Annotated in this window: 17 protein-coding genes, 1 other RNA gene and 2 pseudogenes; 12 read left to right on the top strand and 8 right to left on the bottom strand. The window is 60.9% G+C overall.

Annotated elements, in window-relative coordinates:
* Positions 1–125 precede the first annotated feature (125 nt).
* Both dnaK and grpE read right to left on the bottom strand, forming a co-directional pair.
* On the bottom strand, positions 126–2,051 hold the full coding sequence (gene dnaK / locus AC1MHZ_RS19755) for a molecular chaperone DnaK (protein WP_084855489.1): 1,926 nt from the start codon (positions 2,049–2,051) through the stop codon (positions 126–128).
* A 101-nt stretch (positions 2,052–2,152) separates the two neighbouring features.
* Positions 2,153–2,707 carry a nucleotide exchange factor GrpE gene (gene grpE / locus AC1MHZ_RS19750; protein WP_084855490.1) on the bottom strand — a complete coding sequence of 185 codons (555 nt, stop codon included), beginning with the start codon at positions 2,705–2,707 and terminating at the stop codon, positions 2,153–2,155.
* Between the two features lie 192 nt (positions 2,708–2,899).
* On the opposite strand from grpE, the gene recN reads away from it, so the two are divergent.
* On the top strand, positions 2,900–4,567 hold the full coding sequence (gene recN / locus AC1MHZ_RS19745) for a DNA repair protein RecN (protein ID WP_482966817.1): 1,668 nt from the start codon (positions 2,900–2,902) through the stop codon (positions 4,565–4,567).
* 197 nt (positions 4,568–4,764) lie between these two features.
* Here recN and fur read toward each other — a convergent pair whose 3' ends face one another.
* Entirely contained in the window at positions 4,765–5,169 is a 405-nt protein-coding gene (gene fur, locus AC1MHZ_RS19740; protein WP_084855492.1) for a ferric iron uptake transcriptional regulator, read from the bottom strand.
* Positions 5,170–5,266: 97 nt separating this feature from the next.
* On the opposite strand from fur, the gene AC1MHZ_RS19735 reads away from it, so the two are divergent.
* Positions 5,267–5,788, top strand: coding sequence for an outer membrane protein assembly factor BamE (locus AC1MHZ_RS19735; RefSeq protein ID WP_084855493.1), 522 nt, complete (start codon positions 5,267–5,269; stop codon positions 5,786–5,788).
* Positions 5,789–5,876: 88 nt separating this feature from the next.
* On the opposite strand, the gene AC1MHZ_RS19730 is transcribed toward AC1MHZ_RS19735, so the two are convergent.
* Entirely contained in the window at positions 5,877–6,185 is a 309-nt protein-coding gene (locus AC1MHZ_RS19730; RefSeq protein WP_482966816.1) for an RnfH family protein, read from the bottom strand.
* On the bottom strand, positions 6,178–6,612 hold the full coding sequence (locus AC1MHZ_RS19725) for a type II toxin-antitoxin system RatA family toxin (RefSeq protein WP_482966815.1): 435 nt from the start codon (positions 6,610–6,612) through the stop codon (positions 6,178–6,180). The genes AC1MHZ_RS19730 and AC1MHZ_RS19725 overlap by 8 nt, the downstream gene beginning before the upstream one ends.
* A gap of 162 nt (positions 6,613–6,774) precedes the next feature.
* Here AC1MHZ_RS19725 and smpB point away from each other — a divergent pair, with 162 nt between their 5' ends.
* Entirely contained in the window at positions 6,775–7,257 is a 483-nt protein-coding gene (gene smpB, locus AC1MHZ_RS19720) for an SsrA-binding protein SmpB (RefSeq protein WP_084855496.1), read from the top strand.
* A gap of 173 nt (positions 7,258–7,430) precedes the next feature.
* Here smpB and AC1MHZ_RS19715 read toward each other — a convergent pair whose 3' ends face one another.
* Positions 7,431–8,198, bottom strand: coding sequence for an FCD domain-containing protein (locus tag AC1MHZ_RS19715; protein WP_084855497.1), 768 nt, complete (start codon positions 8,196–8,198; stop codon positions 7,431–7,433).
* Between the two features lie 253 nt (positions 8,199–8,451).
* Between AC1MHZ_RS19715 and AC1MHZ_RS19710 the strand changes: the two genes are divergently transcribed.
* From AC1MHZ_RS19710 to ssrA, 5 genes are all read left to right on the top strand, one after another.
* Positions 8,452–10,122: a lactate permease LctP family transporter gene (locus AC1MHZ_RS19710; protein WP_084855498.1), complete on the top strand. Its 1,671-nt coding sequence runs from the start codon at positions 8,452–8,454 to the stop codon at positions 10,120–10,122.
* 63 nt (positions 10,123–10,185) lie between these two features.
* Complete coding sequence (gene lldD / locus AC1MHZ_RS19705) at positions 10,186–11,331, top strand: FMN-dependent L-lactate dehydrogenase LldD (protein WP_084855499.1); 1,146 nt, start codon at positions 10,186–10,188, stop codon at positions 11,329–11,331.
* 74 nt (positions 11,332–11,405) lie between these two features.
* A complete protein-coding gene (locus AC1MHZ_RS19700; protein WP_482966814.1) occupies positions 11,406–14,216 on the top strand; it encodes an FAD-binding and (Fe-S)-binding domain-containing protein in 2,811 nt (936 codons plus the stop codon).
* Positions 14,217–14,437: 221 nt separating this feature from the next.
* Complete coding sequence (locus tag AC1MHZ_RS19695) at positions 14,438–14,737, top strand: hypothetical protein (protein WP_084855501.1); 300 nt, start codon at positions 14,438–14,440, stop codon at positions 14,735–14,737.
* Between the two features lie 89 nt (positions 14,738–14,826).
* Positions 14,827–15,218, top strand: a transfer-messenger RNA (tmRNA) gene (gene ssrA, locus AC1MHZ_RS19690).
* A gap of 79 nt (positions 15,219–15,297) precedes the next feature.
* On the opposite strand, the gene AC1MHZ_RS19685 is transcribed toward ssrA, so the two are convergent.
* Entirely contained in the window at positions 15,298–15,522 is a 225-nt protein-coding gene (locus AC1MHZ_RS19685; protein WP_482966813.1) for a hypothetical protein, read from the bottom strand.
* A gap of 460 nt (positions 15,523–15,982) precedes the next feature.
* Between AC1MHZ_RS19685 and AC1MHZ_RS19680 the strand changes: the two are divergent.
* The 3 genes and pseudogenes from AC1MHZ_RS19680 to AC1MHZ_RS19670 form a co-directional block, all read left to right on the top strand.
* Positions 15,983–16,153: pseudogene (locus AC1MHZ_RS19680) on the top strand (integrase domain-containing protein); the annotation flags it as partial.
* A pseudogene (locus tag AC1MHZ_RS19675) lies at positions 16,150–16,423 on the top strand (hypothetical protein). The pseudogenes AC1MHZ_RS19680 and AC1MHZ_RS19675, both read left to right, overlap by 4 nt.
* A gap of 260 nt (positions 16,424–16,683) precedes the next feature.
* Positions 16,684–17,346 (top strand): hypothetical protein, encoded by a 663-nt coding sequence (locus AC1MHZ_RS19670; RefSeq protein WP_482966812.1) that lies wholly within the window; start codon positions 16,684–16,686, stop codon positions 17,344–17,346.
* Between the two features lie 161 nt (positions 17,347–17,507).
* Here the strand turns inward: AC1MHZ_RS19670 and AC1MHZ_RS19665 are convergent, their stop codons facing one another.
* Complete coding sequence (locus AC1MHZ_RS19665) at positions 17,508–20,447, bottom strand: DEAD/DEAH box helicase (protein ID WP_482966811.1); 2,940 nt, start codon at positions 20,445–20,447, stop codon at positions 17,508–17,510.
* 296 nt (positions 20,448–20,743) lie between these two features.
* On the opposite strand from AC1MHZ_RS19665, the gene AC1MHZ_RS19660 reads away from it, so the two are divergent.
* Positions 20,744–21,127, top strand: a complete 384-nt coding sequence (locus AC1MHZ_RS19660; RefSeq protein ID WP_482966810.1) for a nucleotide pyrophosphohydrolase — start codon at positions 20,744–20,746, stop codon at positions 21,125–21,127.
* Positions 21,128–21,138: the final 11 nt, after the last annotated feature.

The raw sequence follows: 21,138 nt of genomic DNA, 5'->3' as shown, positions 1-21,138 counted from the left end.
GCGCTGACAGATGCTGTAAAAATTCTCGAATTCCAGATACGCCAACGCGGGAGCAAGCCCCCGCGCGGCGACATCCTACCAGCTCACCGACAAACGACGGTGAGCCGGCCGACAACATGCAGGGATTACTGCTTGTTGTTGTCTTTCACTTCTTCGAACTCGGCATCGACCACGTCGTCGTGCTTGGCTTCCGGCTCGGCCTGCTGGGCACCGCCCTGAGGCTGCTCGGCCTGCTGCTCGGCGTACATCTTCTGGGCAACCGGCGCGGAGACCTTGGACAGCTCCTCGACCTTGGCATCGATCGCGGCCTTGTCGTCGCCTTTGACAGCGGCTTCCAGGGCAACGACAGCAGCCTCGATGGCAGCCTTCTCTTCGGCGGTTACCTTGTCACCGGCGTCGGCGACCATCTTGCGGGTCGAGTGCACCAGCGCGTCACCCTGGTTACGGGCAGCGGCCAGCTCTTCGAACTTGCGGTCTTCCTCGGCGTTGGCCTCGGCGTCACGCACCATGCGCTCGATTTCTTCGTCCGACAGGCCGGAGTTGGCCTTGATCACGATCGACTGGGTCTTGCCGGTGGCCTTGTCCTTCGCGCCGACGTGCAGGATGCCGTTGGCGTCGATGTCGAAGGTCACTTCGATCTGTGGCACGCCACGCGGAGCCGGCGGAATGTCGGCCAGGTCGAATTTACCCAGCGACTTGTTCTGTGCAGCCTGCTTGCGCTCACCCTGCAGTACATGGATGGTCACAGCACTCTGGTTGTCATCGGCGGTCGAGAACACCTGCGACTTCTTGGTCGGGATGGTGGTGTTCTTCTCGATCAGCGCGGTCATCACGCCACCCATGGTTTCGATACCCAGGGTCAGCGGGCTGACGTCCAGCAGCAGCACGTCCTTCACGTCACCGGCCAGTACCGCACCCTGGATGGCTGCACCCATGGCCACGGCTTCGTCCGGGTTGACGTCCTTGCGCGCTTCCTTGCCGAAGAAGTCGGCAACGGCTTTCTGTACCAGCGGCATACGGGTCTGACCGCCGACCAGGATCACGTCGTCGATCTTGCTGACGTCGATACCGGCGTCCTTCAGGGCGATGCGGCAAGGCTCGATGGTGCGCTTGACCAGGTCTTCGACCAGCGACTCCAGCTTGGCGCGGGAGATCTTCACGTTCAGGTGCTTAGGACCGGTCGCGTCTGCAGTGATGTACGGCAGGTTGACGTCGGTCGACTGCGAGGACGACAGCTCGATCTTGGCCTTTTCAGCAGCCTCCTTCAGGCGCTGCAGGGCCAGCGGGTCGTTCTTCAGGTCCATGCCGGACTCTTTCTTGAACTCGTCGACGAGGTAGTCGATCAGGCGCATGTCGAAGTCTTCGCCACCCAGGAAGGTGTCGCCGTTGGTGGCCAGTACTTCGAACTGGTGCTCACCGTCGACTTCGGCGATTTCGATGACCGAGACGTCGAAGGTACCACCACCGAGGTCATAGACGATGACGGTGTGGTCGCCCTTGGCCTTGTCCATGCCGTAGGCCAGCGCAGCAGCGGTCGGCTCGTTGATGATACGCTTGACGTCCAGGCCGGCGATGCGACCTGCGTCCTTGGTGGCCTGGCGCTGGCTGTCGTTGAAGTAGGCCGGAACGGTGATGACCGCTTCGGTGACTGGCTCGCCGAGGTAGTCTTCGGCGGTTTTCTTCATTTTTTTCAGGACTTCGGCGCTGATCTGCGGGGGCGCCATTTCCTTACCGCCGGCTTCGACCCAGGCGTCACCGTTGTTGGCCTTGACGATCTTGTACGGCACCAGCTTGATGTCTTTCTGCACGACGTCTTCTTCGAAGCGACGGCCGATCAGGCGCTTCACTGCGAACAGGGTGTTGTGCGGGTTGGTGACGGCCTGGCGCTTGGCCGACTGACCGACCAGGATCTCGCCATCGTTGGCGTAGGCCACGATCGAAGGGGTGGTACGCGCGCCTTCGGCGTTTTCGATGACCTTGACGTTACCGTTTTCCAGGATGGAGACGCACGAGTTGGTGGTCCCCAGGTCGATACCGATGATTTTGCCCATGTTTACTCTCCCGAAACTTGAATTAGGTAGCAGCGACTACTTTGGCCAACTGCGGTAATACTTGAATGCTTGACACCTAGATGGGGATGCCCGGAAGGATTTCAAGCCTTTTCGTCGATCGATGGCTGGGGCGCCGCCGGTGCCTTGCTGACCACCACCATGGCGGGACGCAGCAGGCGACCATTGAGCAGGTAGCCCTTCTGGAACACCTTGAGCACGCTGTTGGGCTCGACCTCGGCGCTTTCCTGCATGGCCATGGCCTGGTGGTGTTCGGCGTTGAAGGGTTCGCCGTGCGGGTCGACCGCCTCGAGGTTGTAGCGCTTGAGGGTGTCGTGGAACATCTTCAGGGTCAGCTCGATGCCTTCGCGCATCGGCTTGATGGTCTCGTCGTCGGCGCTGGACAGCTCCAGGCCACGCTCCAGGCTGTCGACCACTGGCAGCAGGTCGCCGGCGAACTTCTCAAGGGCGAACTTGTGGGCCTTCTCGACATCCTGTTCGGCGCGACGGCGGATGTTCTGCAGCTCGGCGGCAGTACGCAGGGACTGGTCCTTGGCGGCGGCCAGCTGCTCCTCGAGCACTTGGACGCGGGCACCGAGATCCTCTGCACCAGCCTCTTCGGCGTTAAGGTTCTTCTCATCCAGCTGTTCGTCAGCCATTAGGTTTCTCCTCCGCAATTTCTTGGTGGGCGAGCCGAGCTCGTCTTGTCTTGCCGGCTATATGGGGTCGGAAAAACCGGGTTCAAGGGGCAAGCCGCTTTTCATGACTCACCCTGTTCGTCCTGCGGGGATTGGCAGGCCTGAAAAAAGTACTGTATAAATAACCAGACAAAAGCCTTCGGGAGCCGCCCCATGCTGGTGCACCTGTCCATTCACAACTACGCCATCGTCGAACACCTCGATCTCGAGCTTGCCCGCGGCATGAGCGTGATCACTGGCGAGACCGGCGCGGGCAAGTCGATCATGCTCGACGCCCTCGGCCTGGCCCTGGGCGATCGCGCCGACAGCGGCGTGGTGCGCCCGGGTGCGGACAAGGCGGACATCCTCGCCACCTTCGACCTGGACGAAATCCCGGAGGCCCGCAACTGGCTCGCCGAACGCGACCTGGACCACGCCGGCCCGTGCATCCTGCGCAGGGTGATAACCGGCGAAGGCCGCAGCCGTGGCTATATAAATGGCACGCCCTGCCCGCTGGGCGACCTCAAGGCACTCGGCGAACTGCTGATCGACATCCACAGCCAGCACGAGCACCAGTCCCTGCTCAAGACCGACACCCATCGCCGCCTGGTGGACGAATACGCCGGCGCCATTGACCTGGCCCGCCAAGTACACCTGGCGGCCCAGCGCTGGCGCCAGACCCGCCTGGAGCTGGAGCGCCTGTCCAATTCCGGCGACGAGCAACGCGCCCGCCATCAATTGCTCAGCTACCAGCTGGAGGAGCTGGACAACCTCGGCCTGGGCGAGAACGAACTGGAGCAACTGGAACAGGAACACAAGAGCCTGACCAACGCCGAGGCTTTGTTCGGCATCTGCCGCCAGGTCATCGACCAATGCAGCGAAAGCGACTCGGGTAACGTGCTCAGCGCCCTGACAGCCAGCCTCAACCGCCTGAGCGCCGTGGCCAATGCACCCAAGGCACTCGGTGAAGCGGCCAACCTGATCGCCAGCGCGCAGATCCAGATCGAAGAGGCCGTGGGCGAGCTCAACCGCTTCCTCGACCATTTCGACGCCGATCCCATGCGCCTGCAGGCTCTGGAGGAGCGGCTCGACACCATCTATACCCTGGCACGCAAACACCGCGTGCACCCCACCGAGCTTCCGCACCTGCAGCAGCGCCTGATTGAGGAGCTCGAAGGGCTCAACACCAGCGATGAGTCGATCGAGCGGCTGGGCGAGGAGCTCGCGGCCTATGCCCAGCACTACCGCGAGAAGGCCACCGAGCTCAGCGGCTTGCGTCAGCAGGCTGCCAAACAGCTTGCGACCGCCGTCGAGCAGGAAATCCAGCGCCTGGGCATGCCTGGCGGGCGTTTCTGCATCGAGCTGACCCCCTATGCAGGCGATGAACTGTCGCCCCATGGCCTGGAAGGGGTCGAACTGCTGGTCAGTGCCAACCCCGGGCAACCACTCAAGGGCCTGGCCAAGGTAGCGTCGGGCGGCGAACTGTCACGCATCAGCCTGGCGATCCAGGTCATCACCGCACAGACCTCGCGCATTCCCACCCTGGTGTTCGACGAAGTGGACGTCGGCATCGGCGGCCCTACCGCCGAGATCGTCGGCCAACTGCTGCGCCGCCTGGGCGAGCGTGGCCAAGTACTGACGGTCACCCACCTGCCCCAAGTCGCCGCGCAAGGGCATCATCACCTGTTCGTGCACAAGGTGCGCAACAGCGACACTACCCATACTGCAGTCGCCAGCCTGGGCAAGCGCGAGCGGGTGGAGGAAGTGGCGCGAATGCTGGGGGGCATCGACCTGACCAAGGAATCGTTGGCCCATGCACGCAAGATGGTAGTGAAGTCCTGACATCAATGCTGTAGGAGCGGCCTTGTGCCGCGAAAGGGCCGCAAAGCGGCCCTGCAATCTCTGCTGCGAAGCTGAAATTAGGGAGCGCTACGCACTCCTTTCGCGGCACAAGGCCGCTCCTACAGGGGCGGGCATCACCCGCTGAAAGCACAAAGGCGACCCGAAGGTCGCCTTTGCTTTTGGTAACGAGAAAATCGTTACTTTTTCTTGCGTACGTACAAAACCAGATTGTGATCCACCAGCTCGTAGCCGTGCTGGGCAACGATCTCTTTCTGGCGCCTCTCGATCTCGGCATCCATGAATTCGATGACCTCGCCGGAATCCACGTTGACCATGTGGTCGTGGTGGCCGCCATCAGCCAGCTCGAATACTGCATGACCGCCGTCGAAGTTGTGGCGAACCACCAGACCCGCCGCTTCGAACTGGGTCAGTACGCGATACACGGTCGCCAGGCCAACATCCTCGCCAGCCTCCATCAGCGCCTTGTAGACATCCTCGGCGCTCATGTGACGCTGCTCGGTGGAGTCGAGCATCTGTAGGATCTTGACTCGAGGCAGGGTCACCTTGAGACCGGCTTTGCGCAATTCGCTATTTTCAACCATGGTCAGCTTTCTCGCCGATGCTGCTTCGCAGCTTCTCTTAATACGGGTATGATCGGGGTTTACGTTGTCCAGCCAAGATAGTGGAAGTCGCCCACCGATGCAAAACACCAAGCTCTTGCTAACCAGCCTCACCCTCGTGGGACTGCTCGCACTCGCCGGTTGCTCGTTTCCCGGGGTTTACAAAATCGACATCCAGCAGGGCAATGTCGTTACGCAGGACATGATAGACCAATTGCGCCCCGGAATGACCCGCCGGCAAGTAAGGTTTATCATGGGCAACCCACTGATTCAGGACACCTTCAACACCAACCGCTGGGACTACCTCTACAGCCTCCAGCCCGGCGGTGGCCAGCGCCAGCAAGAGCGCATGAGCATCTTCTTCAACGACAGCGACCAACTGGTCAGCCTGTCCGGCGACTTCATGCCAGGCGTGAGCCGCGACCAGGAAATCCTCGGTGGCAGCGGCGACACCACCGTCAGCCCAGCTGCCGAACAGGGCCAGCCGGAAGAAAAACCAGCCAAGCCAGGTTCGCTGGAAGAGTCGATCCAGAAAGAGATCGACACCATCGAGACCACGCCGGTCCCGACGCCAGCACCACTGGAAACCTCCCCGCAGTAAACGCGGCCGACACGAAAAAGCCCGGGCAGTGCCCGGGCTTTTTGTTACAAGGCTGTCGAACCCACACCTACAGAAGCCCGCATGCCCCTCAGCCTTGCCGCGCCGCCCGCGCCTTGGCTGCCCGCTGCTTGCGCACTTCCTTGGGGTCGGCCAGCAGTGGCCGGTAGACCTCCAGGCGATCGCCCTCTTCGACCCTGCGCTGCGCAGGGTCCGCAACCACCTTGCCAAAGATCCCTACCGGGCACGCTTCCAAATCCAGGCCAGGCACCTGCTCGGCGAGCCGAGACAGACGCAGCGCCTCACGCACGCACGTCCCTTCAGGCACTACGCACGCCAACAACCACTGGCGCTCGGCCGTGGCATACACCACCTCTATATTCAGGCCCGAGTCAGCCATTGAGCTGCTTGGCCCGCTGACAGAAGGCATCGACCAAGGTGTTGGCTGCCTGGTTGAACAGCGGCCCCAGGGTGGCGCGCACCAGTGGCCCGGCGTAGTCGAAGGACAAGTCCAGGCTGATCTTGCAGGCCTTCTCGCCCAACGGTTTGAACACCCACAGCCCATGCAGCTGGGTGAACGGCCCCTCTTCGAGGTTCATCTCGATCGATTGCCCCGGCACCAGCACATTGCGCGTGACGAACTGCTGGCTCATGCCGCCCTTGGCCACTTCCAGCTTCGCCCGCATGTGCATCTCGCTGGCCTCGATCACAGTCGCGGCCGAGCACCACGGCAGGAACTTCGGATAACTGGCCACATCGTTGACCAGATCGTAGAGCGCCTGGGCAGGGTATGGCAGCAGGGCAGAGCGTTGAATATGGGTAGTCATCCAGGCGTCACTTCCAAGACAGGGCGGCAGCGCTTCTCAGCGCTTCGAAAACAGTGCTGTTCACAGAAACAGGCCCTGCATTGTCCGGGATTCATCCTACAGGCTCAAGCACACCTAAACCCCGTAGCCGACAACGCGACGACTCCCTATAATGCGGCCCCTATGGCTAAGCAAAAGAAACATCCGACCGGGACCATCGCGCAGAACAAGAAAGCGCGACACGATTACTTCATCGAGCATAAGTTCGAGGCCGGGCTGGTCCTGTCCGGCTGGGAAGTAAAGAGCCTGCGGGCCGGCAAGGCGCACCTGACCGACAGCTACGTGCTGCTCAAGGACGGCGAAGCCTGGCTGTTCGGCAGCCACATCACCCCGCTGACCACCGCCAGCACCCACGTCATCGCCGACCCCACGCGCACCCGCAAGCTGCTGCTGAACAAGCGCGAGCTCGAGCGCCTGGAAGCGTCCGTGGCACAGAAGGGCTACACCTGCGTGGCCCTGTCGCTGTACTGGAGCAAGCACCTGATCAAGTGCGAGATCGCACTCGGCAAGGGCAAGAAGGAATACGACAAGCGCGACACCATGCGCGAACGCGATTCCAACCGCGAGCTGCAACGGGCTGTGCGTAACAAGGGCAAGGACGAGTAATCCCCCTAGCCAGCTGGCGCAGTTATTGTAGGAGCGGCCTTGTGCCGCGAAAGGGCTGCCCAGCAGCCCCAGCACTCCGAGCGCCAACGACAAGCCCCCGGGGCGGCCAAGCGGCCCTTTCGCGGCACAAGGCCGCTCCTACAACGACCGTACGGATCGTCGGCCACAGGCAATCAACGCCCGCTGCGCCGCTCCGCCCGCGCCACCCGCTGGGCTTCTTCCTGCGCTTCCTCGAGCACTTCCTGCACATACAGGATATGCCGGCTCGACACCTCCCGCGCATCCTCCGCCCTGCCCTCGACAATCGCCTGGTACAGCTCCCTGTGCTGGCTGATCAGCATGTCCCGGGTCTCGGAGCGCTGCTGGTACATGCCGCCGATGTTGGTCACCACGTTGCGCTTGAGCAGGTCGAACAGGCCGCGGATGGTGTGCAGCAGCACTGCGTTATGGCTGGCCTCGGCAATCGCCAGGTGGAAACGCGCATCGGCCGCGCCCTCCTCTGCCCGGCTGACCTCACTGGCCCGGGAATAGCAGTCCTGCAACGCATCGAATGCCGCCTTGAGCCGCTCGCGGTCAGGCTCGGTGGCGCGCTGGGCTGCGTAGAAGGCGCATGAAGCCTCAAGGGTGTGACGAAACTCCAGCAGGTCGCGCTGCGCGTCGGGGTTGCGCTCGAACAACTGCATCAGCGGGTCGCTGAAGGTCGAACCCAGCGTCTCGGCGACGTAGTTGCCACCGCCCTGGCGGCTGACCAACAGGCCCTTGGCCACCAACTTCTGGATCGCCTCGCGCAGGGACGGTCGGGATACGCCGAACTGCTCGGCCAGGACACGCTCGGCCGGCAGGCGCTGCCCCGAGGTCAGCGTGCCCTCGAGAATCATTCCTTCCAACCGGTCGACAATATCGTCGGACAGGCGCCGTTGGCGGACCTGATCAAAAACCATCACATGTTCTCCACAAACCCCACGAACACCGGGGCCGCCTATTCTCGCCGATACCGGCCACGACGACACCCATCAGATGACGATTTTCCCTACCCGACAGATGCCCATTCATCGACATCCGACCAAAGTTTTCCCCGAGACAAATTGACACGGCCTCAACGAGGCTTTTAACCTAGCGACCAGCCATTGTAAATTGGTCTTACCAATTATCCAATGCCAGTGCCTGACCAACAACAATTAGGGGCCACCCCATATGCAAACCTGGCAACAGCTCTATAGTCCGCTTGGTAGTCTTGGCCTGTCCGCGCTGGCGGCAGTCATTCCCATCGTGTTCTTCTTCCTTGCCCTGGCCGTGTTCCGCCTCAAAGGCCACGTCGCCGGCAGCATCACCCTTGCCCTGTCGATCCTGGTGGCGATCTTCGCCTTCCAGATGCCCGTCGACATGGCACTGGCCGCCGCAGGCTATGGTTTCCTCTACGGCCTATGGCCCATCGCCTGGATCATCGTCGCCGCGGTGTTCCTGTATAAACTCACGGTCAAGAGCGGCCAGTTCGAAGTGATCCGCAGTTCGGTCCTGTCGATCACCGACGACCAACGCCTGCAAGTGCTGCTGATCGGCTTCTGCTTTGGCGCCTTCCTGGAAGGTGCGGCCGGCTTCGGCGCGCCGGTGGCCATCACCGCCGCGCTGCTGGTGGGCCTTGGCTTCAACCCGCTGTACGCCGCGGGCCTGTGCCTGATCGCCAACACCGCGCCCGTGGCCTTCGGCGCCCTGGGCATCCCGATCATCGTCGCCGGCCAGGTGACCGGCATCGACGCGTTCCACATCGGTGCCATGACCGGTCGCCAGCTGCCCTTGCTGTCGCTGTTCGTGCCGTTCTGGCTGGTGTTCATGATGGATGGCCTGCGCGGCGTGAAGGAAACCTGGCCTGCCGCCTTGGTCGCTGGCCTGAGCTTCGCCGTCACCCAGTACTTCACCTCGAACTTCATCGGCCCGGAACTGCCGGACATCACCTCGGCCCTGGCCAGCCTGATCGCCCTGACCCTGTTCCTGAAAGTCTGGCAGCCCAAGCGCGCCTTCGCCGAAGCCAAGGGCAGCGTCGGCGCTGCCGTGGTCAGCGGCGGTGGCAGCCAGCCTTCCCCGTACAGCCTGGGCGAGATCTTCAAGGCCTGGTCGCCGTTCCTGATCCTCACCGTACTGGTGACCATCTGGACGCTGAAGCCGTTCAAGGCCGCGTTCGCCGCGGGTGGCTCGATGTACGACTTCGTGTTCAACTTCGCCATTCCGCATCTGGACCAACTGGTGATCAAGGGCGCGCCGATCGCCGCCACGCCAACCGCCATGCCGGCGATCTTCAAGCTCGACCCGATCTCCGCCACCGGCACTGCGATCTTCCTCTCGGCGCTGCTGTCGATGATGGTGCTGAAGATCAACGTCAAAACCGGTCTGACCACTTTGAAGGAAACCTTCTGGGAGCTGCGCTGGCCGATCCTGTCGATCGGCATGGTCCTGGCCTTCGCCTTCGTCACCAACTATTCGGGCATGTCCTCGACCATGGCCCTGGTGCTGGCCGGTACGGGTGCCGCCTTCCCGTTCTTCTCGCCGTTCCTGGGCTGGCTGGGCGTGTTCCTGACAGGCTCCGATACATCGTCCAACGCCCTGTTCAGCTCGCTGCAGGCCACTACCGCGCATCAGATCGGGGTCAACGACACCCTGCTGGTAGCGGCCAACACCAGCGGCGGCGTGACCGGCAAGATGATCTCGCCGCAATCGATCGCCGTGGCCTGCGCCGCTACCGGCCTGGTCGGCAAGGAATCCGACCTGTTCCGCTTCACCGTCAAGCACAGCCTGTTCTTCGCCACCATCGTCGGCCTGATCACCCTGGTCCAGGCCTACTGGCTCACCGGCATGCTGGTTCATCACTAAAGTGAAAGGGGCCGGGCGCCCTGGCGCGCCCGGCAACCACACCCACCCACGCTGCGAGAATCCATGATCATTTCCGCCTCCACCGACTATCGCGCCGCGGCCCAACGCAAGCTGCCTCCTTTCCTCTTCCATTACGCCGACGGCGGCGCCTACGCCGAGTACACCCTGCGCCACAACGTCGAGGACCTGGCGAGCATCGCCTTGCGTCAGCGGGTGCTGAAGAACATGTCCGAGCTGAGCCTGCAGACGACGCTGTTCGGCGAAACCCTGAGCATGCCCGTGGCCCTGGCCCCGGTGGGCCTGACCGGCATGTACGCACGCCGAGGCGAAGTGCAGGCGGCACGCGCGGCGGCGGCCAAGGGCATTCCCTTCACAATGTCGACCGTCTCGGTCTGCCCCATCGAAGAGGTCGCCCCGGCCATCGACCGGCCGATGTGGTTCCAGCTCTATGTGCTCAAGGACCGCGGCTTCATGCGCAACGCCCTGGAACGTGCCAAGGCCGCTGGCGTGAAGACCCTGGTGTTCACCGTCGACATGCCGGTCCCCGGCGCCCGCTACCGCGACGCCCATTCCGGCATGAGCGGCCCGAACGCACCGCTGCGGCGTATCTGGCAAGCCATGACCCACCCACAATGGGCCCTGGATGTCGGCTTGCTGGGCCGCCCCCATGACCTGGGCAACATCTCCAAGTACCGTGGCAACCCCACCGGCCTGGCCGACTACATCGGCTGGCTGGGCGCCAACTTCGACCCGTCCATTTCCTGGAAGGACCTGGAGTGGATCCGCGAATTCTGGGACGGCCCGATGATCATCAAGGGTATCCTCGACCCCGATGACGCCCGGGACGCGGTGAAATTCGGCGCCGACGGCATCGTGGTGTCCAACCACGGCGGGCGCCAGCTCGACGGTGTGCTGTCCAGCGCCCGCGCGTTGCCGGCGATCGCCGATGCGGTCAAGGGCGACCTGAAGATCCTCGCCGACTCCGGCATCCGCAACGGCCTGGACGTGGTGCGCATGGTCGCCCTGGGCGCCGATACCGTGCTGATCGGCCGCGCCTTCCTCTACGCCCTGGCCACCCACGGCGAAGCCGGGGTGAAGAACCTGCTCGAGCTGTTCGAGAAGGAAATGCGCGTGGCCATGGTGCTGACCGGCGCCAAGTCCATCAGCGAGATCAGCCGCGACTCGCTGGTCCGCGAACTGGGCGCCTGAGCGCCCGTCCGAACACTGCCTGATTGCCCGGGGCACGCAGCGCGCCAGACGCCGCGGCCCCACGAGGAGACTGCATGAGCTTGCCCGCCGCGTTCCTGCGAGATACCGAGCATTTGATTCCCGCCGAGCGCCGATTCGACGACCCGACCTCGACCCTGGCCTTCGGTACCGATGCCAGCTTCTACCGGTTGGTTCCCAAGCTGGTGGTGCGGGTCGAATCCGAGGACGAAGTGGTGGGCCTGCTGCACCTGGCCCAGCGCGACCGCGTGCCGGTGACCTTCCGCGCCGCCGGCACCAGCCTCTCGGGCCAGGCCATCAGCGACTCGGTACTGATCGTGCTGGGTGACAACTGGAACGGCCGCCAGATCCGCGGCCAGGGCGAGCAGATCCGCCTGCAGCCCGGCGTCATCGGCGCCCAGGCCAACGCCTGGCTGGCGCCCTTCGGACGCAAGATCGGCCCGGACCCGGCCTCGATCAACGCCTGCAAGATCGGCGGCATCGTCGCCAACAATGCCAGCGGCATGTGCTGCGGCACGGCGCAGAACACCTACCACACCCTGGCCGGCATGCGCCTGGTGCTGGCCGACGGCACCCGCCTGGACACCGAAGACCCGGCCAGCGTCGCCGCCTTCGAGCAGAGCCATGCCACGCTGCTGGACGAACTGGCCCGCCTGGGCCGGGAAACCCGCGCCAACACGGCCCTGGCCGACAAGATCCGGCACAAGTACCGCCTGAAGAACACCACCGGGCTGTCCCTCAATTCGCTGATCGACTACGACCAGCCGCTGGATATCCTCCAGCACCTGCTGGTCGGCTCCGAAGGCACGCTCGGCTTCATCAGTGCGGTCACCTACGACACCGTGCCCGACCATCCGCACAAAGCCAGCGCGCTGCTGGTCTTCCCCAGCGTGGAAAGCTGCTGCCGCGCCGTGACCGTACTCAAGCCGCAGCCGGTTTCCGCCGTCGAGCTGCTCGACCGCCGCAGCCTGCGCTCGGTGCAGGACATGCCCGGTATGCCGAGCTGGGTCAAAGGCCTGTCGGCCAATGCCTGCGCCCTGCTGATCGAGTCCCGCGCCGCCAGCCAGGGCCTGCTGCACGAGCAGCTTGGCCAGGTGATGGCCGCCATCGCCGAATTCCCGCTGGAGCAGCGGGTCGACTTCAGCGAAGACCCGGCGGTGTACAACCAGCTGTGGAAGATCCGCAAGGACACCTTCCCCGCCGTCGGAGCCGTGCGCCAGACCGGCACCACGGTGATCATCGAAGACGTGACCTTCCCCATCGAACAATTGGCCGAAGGCGTCAACCGCCTGATCCAGCTGTTCGACAAGCACCACTATGACGAAGCGATCATCTTCGGCCATGCCCTGGAGGGCAACCTGCACTTCGTGTTCACCCAAGGTTTCAACAGCGCCGTGGAAGTGGCGCGCTACCAGGCCTTCATGGACGATGTGGCGCAGTTGGTGGCTGTGGAGTTCGGCGGCTCGCTCAAGGCCGAGCACGGCACCGGGCGCAACATGGCCCCCTTCGTCGAGCTCGAATGGGGCCATGAGGCCTACCAATTGATGTGGACGCTCAAGCGCCTGCTCGACCCTAACGGCATCCTCAACCCTGACGTGGTGCTCAGCGACGACCGGGACATCCACCTCAAGTACCTCAAGCCCCTGCCGGCCGCCGATGACATCGTCGACAAGTGCATCGAGTGTGGCTTCTGCGAGCCGGTGTGCCCGTCCAAGGGGCTGACCCTGAGCCCACGCCAACGGATCGTCATGTGGCGCGACATCCAGGCGAAGAAACGCGCCGGCGTCGATACCCGCGAACTGATGCAGACCTACCAGTACCAGGGCATCGACACCTGTGCCGCCACCGGCCTGTGCGCCCAGCGCTGCCCGGTGGGCATCAATACCGGCGAGCTGGTGAAGAAGCTGCGCAGCCAAGCTGCCGAGCACAACAAGGCCGCCGACTGGCTCGCCGACAACTTCCATACCGCCTTGCGCGGCGCACGCCTGACGCTGGCCGCCGCCAACGGCGCGCGCAAACTCCTCGGCGCCCCGCGCCTGAGTCGCCTGAGCGCCTCGCTGAGCAAGGCCAGCAACGGCCGCCTGCCGCAGTGGACGCCAGCCATGCCGCAGCCGCTGCGCACCTTCGCCCCGGCCCGGCCGATCAATGACGCCCGCCCACGGGTGGTTTACCTGGCTGCCTGCGTGTCCCGGGTCATGGGCCCGGCCGCTGGCGACAAGGAGCAAAGCTCACTGCTGGACAAGACCCGCGCCCTGCTGGAAAAAGCCGGCTACCACGTGATATTCCCGGAAAAGGCCGACAGCCTATGCTGCGGCCAGCCGTTCGCTTCCAAGGGCTACCCCGAGCAGGCCGAACACAAGCGCCAGGAACTGATCAACGCCCTGCTGCACGCCAGCCGCGGCGGCCTCGACCCCATCTACTGCGACACCAGCCCCTGCACCCTGCGCCTGGTCCAGGACCTGGGCGACACCCGCCTGGACCTCTACGACCCGGTGCGCTTCATCCGCACCCACCTGGTCGACAAGCTGGAGTTCACGCCGCAGCGCGAGCCAGTGGCCGTACACGTCACCTGCAGCACCCAGCATTTGGGCGAAAGCCAGGCACTGATCGACCTGGCCAGACTGTGCAGCCAGCAGGTGGTGATCCCGGAAGGCATCCATTGCTGCGGCTTCGCCGGCGACAAAGGCTTCACCACACCCGAGCTCAACGCCCACTCCCTGCGCACGCTCAAAGATGCGGTGCAGCATTGCAGCGAAGGCATTTCCACCAGCCGCACCTGCGAAATCGGCCTGTCCAGCCACAGCGGCATCGACTATCACGGGCTGGTGTACCTGGTGGATCGCGTTACCCGACCGCGTCCTCTGTAATCCCTCCCGACGGCCCGCCCGGACTTTTCCATGCCGGGCCCGCCCCAATCGCCGGAAAACCGGCTCCCACAACCTCTGAAAACAACGCAGAACAGGTGGGAGCCGGCTCGCCGGCGATTCGAGGGCGCAGCCCTCGCCTGCACCTCGATTGAACCCTCGCCAAATCCTGGGAGTCCACCCTTACAGGCCCACCTACCAGAGGCCATCACGAGGAGACACCCATGAAAGGTACTGCGCTTTCCGCCCTGTTCGCGGCCGCAACCCTGCTGGCCTCGCCGGTGTTCGCCGCCGAGGACCTCTGTGCCATCAACCTGCAGAAGATCGATGACAACATGGCCACCGTCGGCACCACCTCCGAAGGCCTGGACAAAGCCATCACCGAGCAGGTCGACAAAGCCAAGGCAGCCCAAGCCGCCGGCGATACCAAGGAATGCATCGCCGTCACCTCCAAAGTGCTCGAACGCATGGAAAAAACCGAGAAAGGCAGCGGCTCGACCGGAGGCGCCGGCAGCGGCTCTTGAGGCACGCCGGCCGCAGCAGTCGACGCAGCCCATGCAAAGGCGTATACTGCGCTCACGTGTCGAAGGGCACGTCAGCTAGAGCTGAGTGTGGGGCCGATCAGGATTCGACGCCGGTAGCGAAACTCTAGGTGCATGCCGAGTTGGTAACAGAACTCGTAAATCCACTGTTGCAACTTTCTATAGTTGCCAATGACGAAAACTACGAGGGCTACGCTCTCGCTGCGTAAGCAGCTGAGCCCGCTCTCCTGGTAGCTTCGGCTCCAGCAATCACCAGGGGATGCCTGTAAACCCGAAGTGATTGTCATACAGAACAGGATCGTCGTGTAGCACGTTGTGGGCAAAGCGACTAAAACTTACACAACTCGTCCAAAGCACCCTGCCCGTCGGGCGGCTGCGGATTAACTCAGTAGACACGGCTAAGCATGTAGTACCGACAGCGGAGTACTGGCGGACGGGGGTTCAAATCCCCCCGGCTCCACCAAATCCTAAGAAGAAGACGCCCTAGGGCGTCTTTTTTTATGCCTGGAATTCAGTGTCTCAGCGGCATCGACACCATGCCATCATCTTCTTTCCTCCTCCTTCATCGCCTCCAGCTTGCTGAACTGCTCGCTGGCCAGCCGGCTAATGATCCGGATCGCCTGATGAATACCCGCCGTGTTACGGAAGCTCAGCTGTGGGTTGTGCTCGCACTCCAGCACTTCGTCATGCTGGACCAGCACCTCACCGAGCAACTCGAGCGTCCAGACGTAGCTCTGGATAGAAGATAGGCATTCATGGTCAGACATGGGGCACCTCCCGATTAGCACGGGTGGCGCGGGATTGGCTGTCGATCGGATAGAAGGTTGGGGCTGGGGTGGCTGCGGGGGTTGGGCGGCGGAGAGCGGATGCGAGGATCCTGCTCAGAATGCGAATAAGCATGCATGAGACTCCAAGTTTGAGATTGGAGCTACCACGATCCTTCCTACGGGATTGGGTGGCAGCTGTGCGTGGGGTAGGAATACCGGGAAACTTGGAACCCGGCCAGGCCGAAGCCTGCCCACACACAGCCGCCATGACATCGCAGCGGGCGCAAAAAAGGCGCCAGCCGTTGTGATGGGGCGCCTAGTGCGTGCGCCAAGTTTACCAGCAGGTTCCTACACCTGGTCGCAGATTTTGCTGCGACCCGGGTAATGTAGGCCTAGGCCGGATCGATTCGCAACGGCTGGTGTGGAAGGAAAATTCCTGTAACTGAGAAGGAAAAACCGTTACGCATGTGAACGCTATGAGCAGATCACCTAGCATCGCCCACCTATCAACGGCGGCCACTGTTGTCAGGTAGATAGAGCCCTTGATCGTGAGGCCCGGCGGCAGATCAGCTATGAGCTGGGCCACGGTCGGATTGATGTGGTCGCTGCTTACGTAGGAGGTCACAAATGAGAAAGCCATTTGATATGGAGTTGTTCTTGGCTGGCCTGCTGACCGGATCTCACGCCAGCCGCCAACGCCATGTACGACAGGCGAAAATCATCCAGTCTGAGATCGCAGAGCGCTGGCAGCACAGAAACCTTGGACTTGGTAAAAAAGCACGTGGCTTGGTTTCTTGAGCATCGACTAAATCGACGAAGCGATGCGACGCGATATTACTATCTGCTGACCGTGCGGCTGCTCGCTCGTCGTTTACAAAAAACATGGGGTTTCAATCTATGAGTAAGACCGGCTGCTATTGACTCATAGCCACCGTTCGGCGCTGGCAGCAACCGGCCATTAGCTGCCCTTACTGAACAGCAACTTTGACTTGGTAGCAAACACTTTGGGGGCATTCAAAGGCTTGTGCTCCCGGCTTTACCGGAATTTTGCCAGCGGTGGCAGGGATGGCTTGATGTGGACCGTACGAGGGAATATCGTCTGGCTGCGCTATCAGCTGCGAGGTACACCATTTCAAGCAATCGAGGCAGGGATTTCTCGCTATGAACCACCCCCAAATAACGCTGTTGAAACTAGCCCGTGATCGACAACTCCCCCATCCAGCTATGCTGGACAAGTTCAATATTTCCAGCTGGCTTCAAGCCTATGAGTGGACTAGGAGCGAGCGAACCGAGGAGCGCGGCTTTCTCAATGGTGTTAACTGGCTCAATGAGCATTTCCGGCGCGTACAAAATACTCGTCAGCAATTCACTTTCAGCCGAGAAGCTCCGCTAAGCGCGAACGAACTTATCCAAGCACACTTGGGTGCCGCCAATCACGCGTTCTACCGGATTTCCGAAGAACAGATGGCGCTCATGACGGGACAGCCAGACGCGGCGATGGAGCAATATCTTGACCTTAAGTCCACCCTTACTAATAGCGGCGTTGAGGTTGATCCTAATACATTGAACGCGTTTCGGCTCGATAGCTTATGCGGGCCCTTCTGGGAGCTATTAATAAAACATAGGGATGACATAGACCGGGTCTTTCCTGAAGCTCGCCCCCATAAACTGGACAAGTTCATGTTCTTTGAGAACGAAACTTCAATGGCCCAGATTTTTTCGGGCAAAGTCGAGCAGCTCGTCCCACTGCCCTGGCGATGGCTTGGACAAAGCCGTCTCTTCTCCCCCCCATTTTCACCAACACCTTGGAAATTTCTAAAGTAACATCTGAGCGCTACATGCAGATCTTGGAGAAAATCGCTAAAGGCAATCTTCGCAAAAACTTTTAACTCCTAATTACAAACTATCACCAAAGGGCGCCCAGGAGGTTCGGATCAAAGCATGACATCAGCGGAATCAGCTGCAATTCCGCTGGTGCAAGTCAATCAAGGGCTAACAATGACCTTGATGTCCGAGCCCGAGATGCTCTTGATGTATGAATAGCTCGTTCCCAAGACGGCCAGTTGCTCCTTCGACACCTTCTCCGCTGATATCGCAGGCTGCACGATCACAAATTTGAAAATCAGCTCATGGTCGTGGCATTTGTTGCGCAGGATCTCCAGCTGCTGAGGCGTGCCTTTCAGCATTCGGTCGAAGTCCTTCAGCAGTCCTTGCTGGTAGCGATCCATTAGCCGGTTGAAGAACTTCTCGCCGGTGTAAAGCCATTTTACCGACCTGGATGCCTGACCGCATACTTCATAGACATCGGCGACGCGCGCCCCAGGTGCGGCGACGCCATTCGTCATAGGACAGAATTTGCAGTGGTACAGGTCGACGTAGATGGCATCCTGGTTCTCCCGAATTGCCACCAGGTCAGCGATTTCGCCTTTGCCGTCATCGTTGAACACGATTGAGTAATCGTCAGCGATCTTGTCGAAAGTGAACCCTTGTACTGAATCCTTGCGTCGCTCCGCACGCATTGACTCCTGATGGATTTTCGTCGTTCCCCAATCCCAGGCTTCGAGCAAACCAGCTGGCAGTTTTACATCCATGCTGTTGAGCGAGTACTGACGGTAGTTGCCCTGCACCATGGATCCGTCGACCTTGAGAAGTACCAGCGGCTCTCCATCCAGGTAAGAATCCAGTGGCATTTCGTGAGGGTAAAGGATCTTCACACCTGGGCAGGAGGTCTTGTACCCATCCTCCAACAATTTGATGGCGATGGTGGTCAGCCGGCGCTCCTCGCCCTCGTTACCCACAACAATGACGGGGATTTCCAGCGTCCGTGTATCAATGTACTCAGGCTTACCAAGCTCGACATCGAGCAGGTTGAAAGTCTCTCCCTGAAAATACAGCGAGATCCTTTGCTCGTTTTCGATCGCGATCGACACAGGCCAGTCGGCGTAGAACAGCCCCTCTGGCCATTTGTCCTTGATTTGGTCGGCACGCATGACATTTTTGAGGACGTCACCAGGGTCAATGGTGTTGTCGTTGAGTTTGACCGCCATCCGCTTGCACCACTCGACCCAGTAGTTGATCGGAGAGGAGTTCATCTCCCAGATCTTGCCCTTGTGCGAGCAGCCCACGGTGGTTCGTTCTCCATCCTCAAAACCAGTGGCGAAGATGTTCGACTTTGTCGCATTACCTTTCTCGATATCGCTGATCACCTGGTTGATGTCGCGCCCCACATGCATCGTAAACCGCAGGTCTTTCCGGGCGCGGGACAGGCCAACGTTCTGCAGCTTCATCAGCTTGATGTCGTGGAGCGTCCGGAACGCCGGCTCACCATTGATGCGACGAGAGTCTTTGGCCACCAGGTTCAGGAAGCGAGTTGCCTGGGTGTCGTCACCCGAGGAGTGAATGAAGAGGGTTTTCTGCGCTTTGTCATAGAACGCGATGTAAAGATTCCAGTTGGTATCGACGATTTCTTCGGTCTGAGCCCAGCCAACTAATGTCTCTCGCCGGGTTACCGCAATAACGGTATCGGCTTGCTCATTGATCGAGAAGTACTGCAGTGTCTCTCTACGCCCATCCAGACTCTGCGCCCGCTGCGGTGTCCAGTCTTTGGCAGAGACGTGATACGCCACGGCGCTGATTTTGGGGTTCGGGTTGAGCCCAAAGATCACCTGGGCATCGTCACCCTCAGCGAACTGTTCGTTGAAGTCCGCCTTCTCAATTTCCCGGCTGACCTTTTTCTCACTTACATTGCGAATGACTGCCCCCCAGTCAGCACTCTCCTTATAGAGGTCAGCCATCTGATGATCGGTCTTCTGGTTAGCGATGTTCGCCACGAACTTGGCATCGCCTAGGGCCGCATCAACCCGTGTCAGGCGGCCAATGAACTGGAGCGTCACTGCAGGGCTTTGGTGTTGGTCATGAATGGCAGCAATTTTGAGCTCAGGCAGATCGAAGCCCTCACCAAGCATATCGACGCACACGATGATCCGGTGCTTCTTCTTGATAATTTCAGCCATCACCCTAGCCTGATTCGGCACATTGCTATGAATCAGTACCGGCGTGAGGTCGGGGTGCTGCTTGTATATCTCAAACAGGTCCGACGCCCGCTTGTGCGACTTTGCCCGCACCATCATCAGATGGTTATACCCAGCCTTGAGGTCAGCCCTGAGCAGCTCAACAGCCTTGTCTGCGATGGCCTGATCGGACAGCTTGAGGTTGTATTCTCGTACCGGATGGAACTCGATACCTTTGAAATAGCCGTCAAGCTGCGCATCCCGGAGCGGGTAGTTGTAGATAATCTTGCCAGCTAGAGCCAGACCATCCTCCCGGAATGGCGTTGCAGTGAACTGAATACATGGTTTACCCATGAAGGCGGTTTTGATCCGGTTCCAGCTGGCAGCGGCGACATGATGAGCCTCGTCGATCATCAGGTGGCTGCACATGTTGACCAACGCCTCCAAGGCGGCCTCTTTGAATAACAACAGAGCCTGGGGAGTGGCCACAATGATGTTGGCGCTAGCCAAATCAGCAACCTGGTCCTCTGACAGCTTTGAATCGATGGCTGCAACAATGGGGTTGCGCGCCGTGTCCGATACCGCCCCCACGGAGCGGAGCGTCTTCATCTCCGTACACTTGCCCACCAACTGCGTTCTTAGGGCATCCGAGGGAACCAGGATCAAGGTCCTGGGCATCCTAGCAGCGATGATCAGCGCGAGCATGGTGTCGGTCTTCCCTGTACCGGTCGGCATGACCACGGTGGCCGTCGAAGAGGGATCAACCACCAGATGTCCCAAGGTGGCATAGAGCGCAGCCAATTGCGGTTTGCGCAGCCCGGGTACGTTCGTCTTGGGATCGTCGAGACTGAATTTGAAGAGATGGTTTTGCCAGCTCTGGTACACATCCAAATGCGTTATGACTACGTCGTCCATGGTGATTACCTGATGGCAGAAGAGACGTCCCAGGAAATAGGTGGCGATATAGTAGCACGCCCATTATTGCCTGCACGGCCTTAACCAATTAGACAAAAGGACAAACCCGTCGAGGCCCGCACAGGTTTGACGAATTGTCGTGCTCGCTTTTGGCCAAATGCTGAGCACTGGCATCAATCCGACCAGTAGCCGACAGGTGAGGCTAAACACAAAAAACTGCGAAAGCGGTAAAAACCCTTACAATCCAAGGCCGGATTTCCTACACATTGTCCCCATCGTTGCCAAAGAGATAGCCCGTGAGTAACTCAGAAAGCGCATCCGCGCCACTGGTTGACGTAGTGAAGCTTGCCGCATCCCTCCAACGGTTCGCAGATGATCGCGATTGGCAGCAGTTCCATTCCCCCAAAAATCTCATCCTGGCGCTCACTGGTGAGGTAGGAGAACTGTGCGAGATTTTCCAATGGATGAGCGACGCCGATTCGATCTCCGCCGCAACAGACCCCGAAATCGGCCAAGCCGTCAAGGATGAACTGGCGGACGTATTCATGTACCTGGTCCGCCTGAGCAGCGTACTTGGCATTGACCTCAACGAGGCGGTGACACAGAAACTCGCCTCGAATGGCCAGAAGTACCCCGTAGATAAAGCCAGAAGCACCAGCAAAAAGTACGACCGACTCTGACCAACACGCAC

It is taken from the genome of Pseudomonas sp. FA-1 (assembly GCF_056856075.1).
The sequence above is the reverse complement of the archived record's forward strand: the minus strand, read 5'-3'. Positions and strand labels throughout refer to the sequence as shown.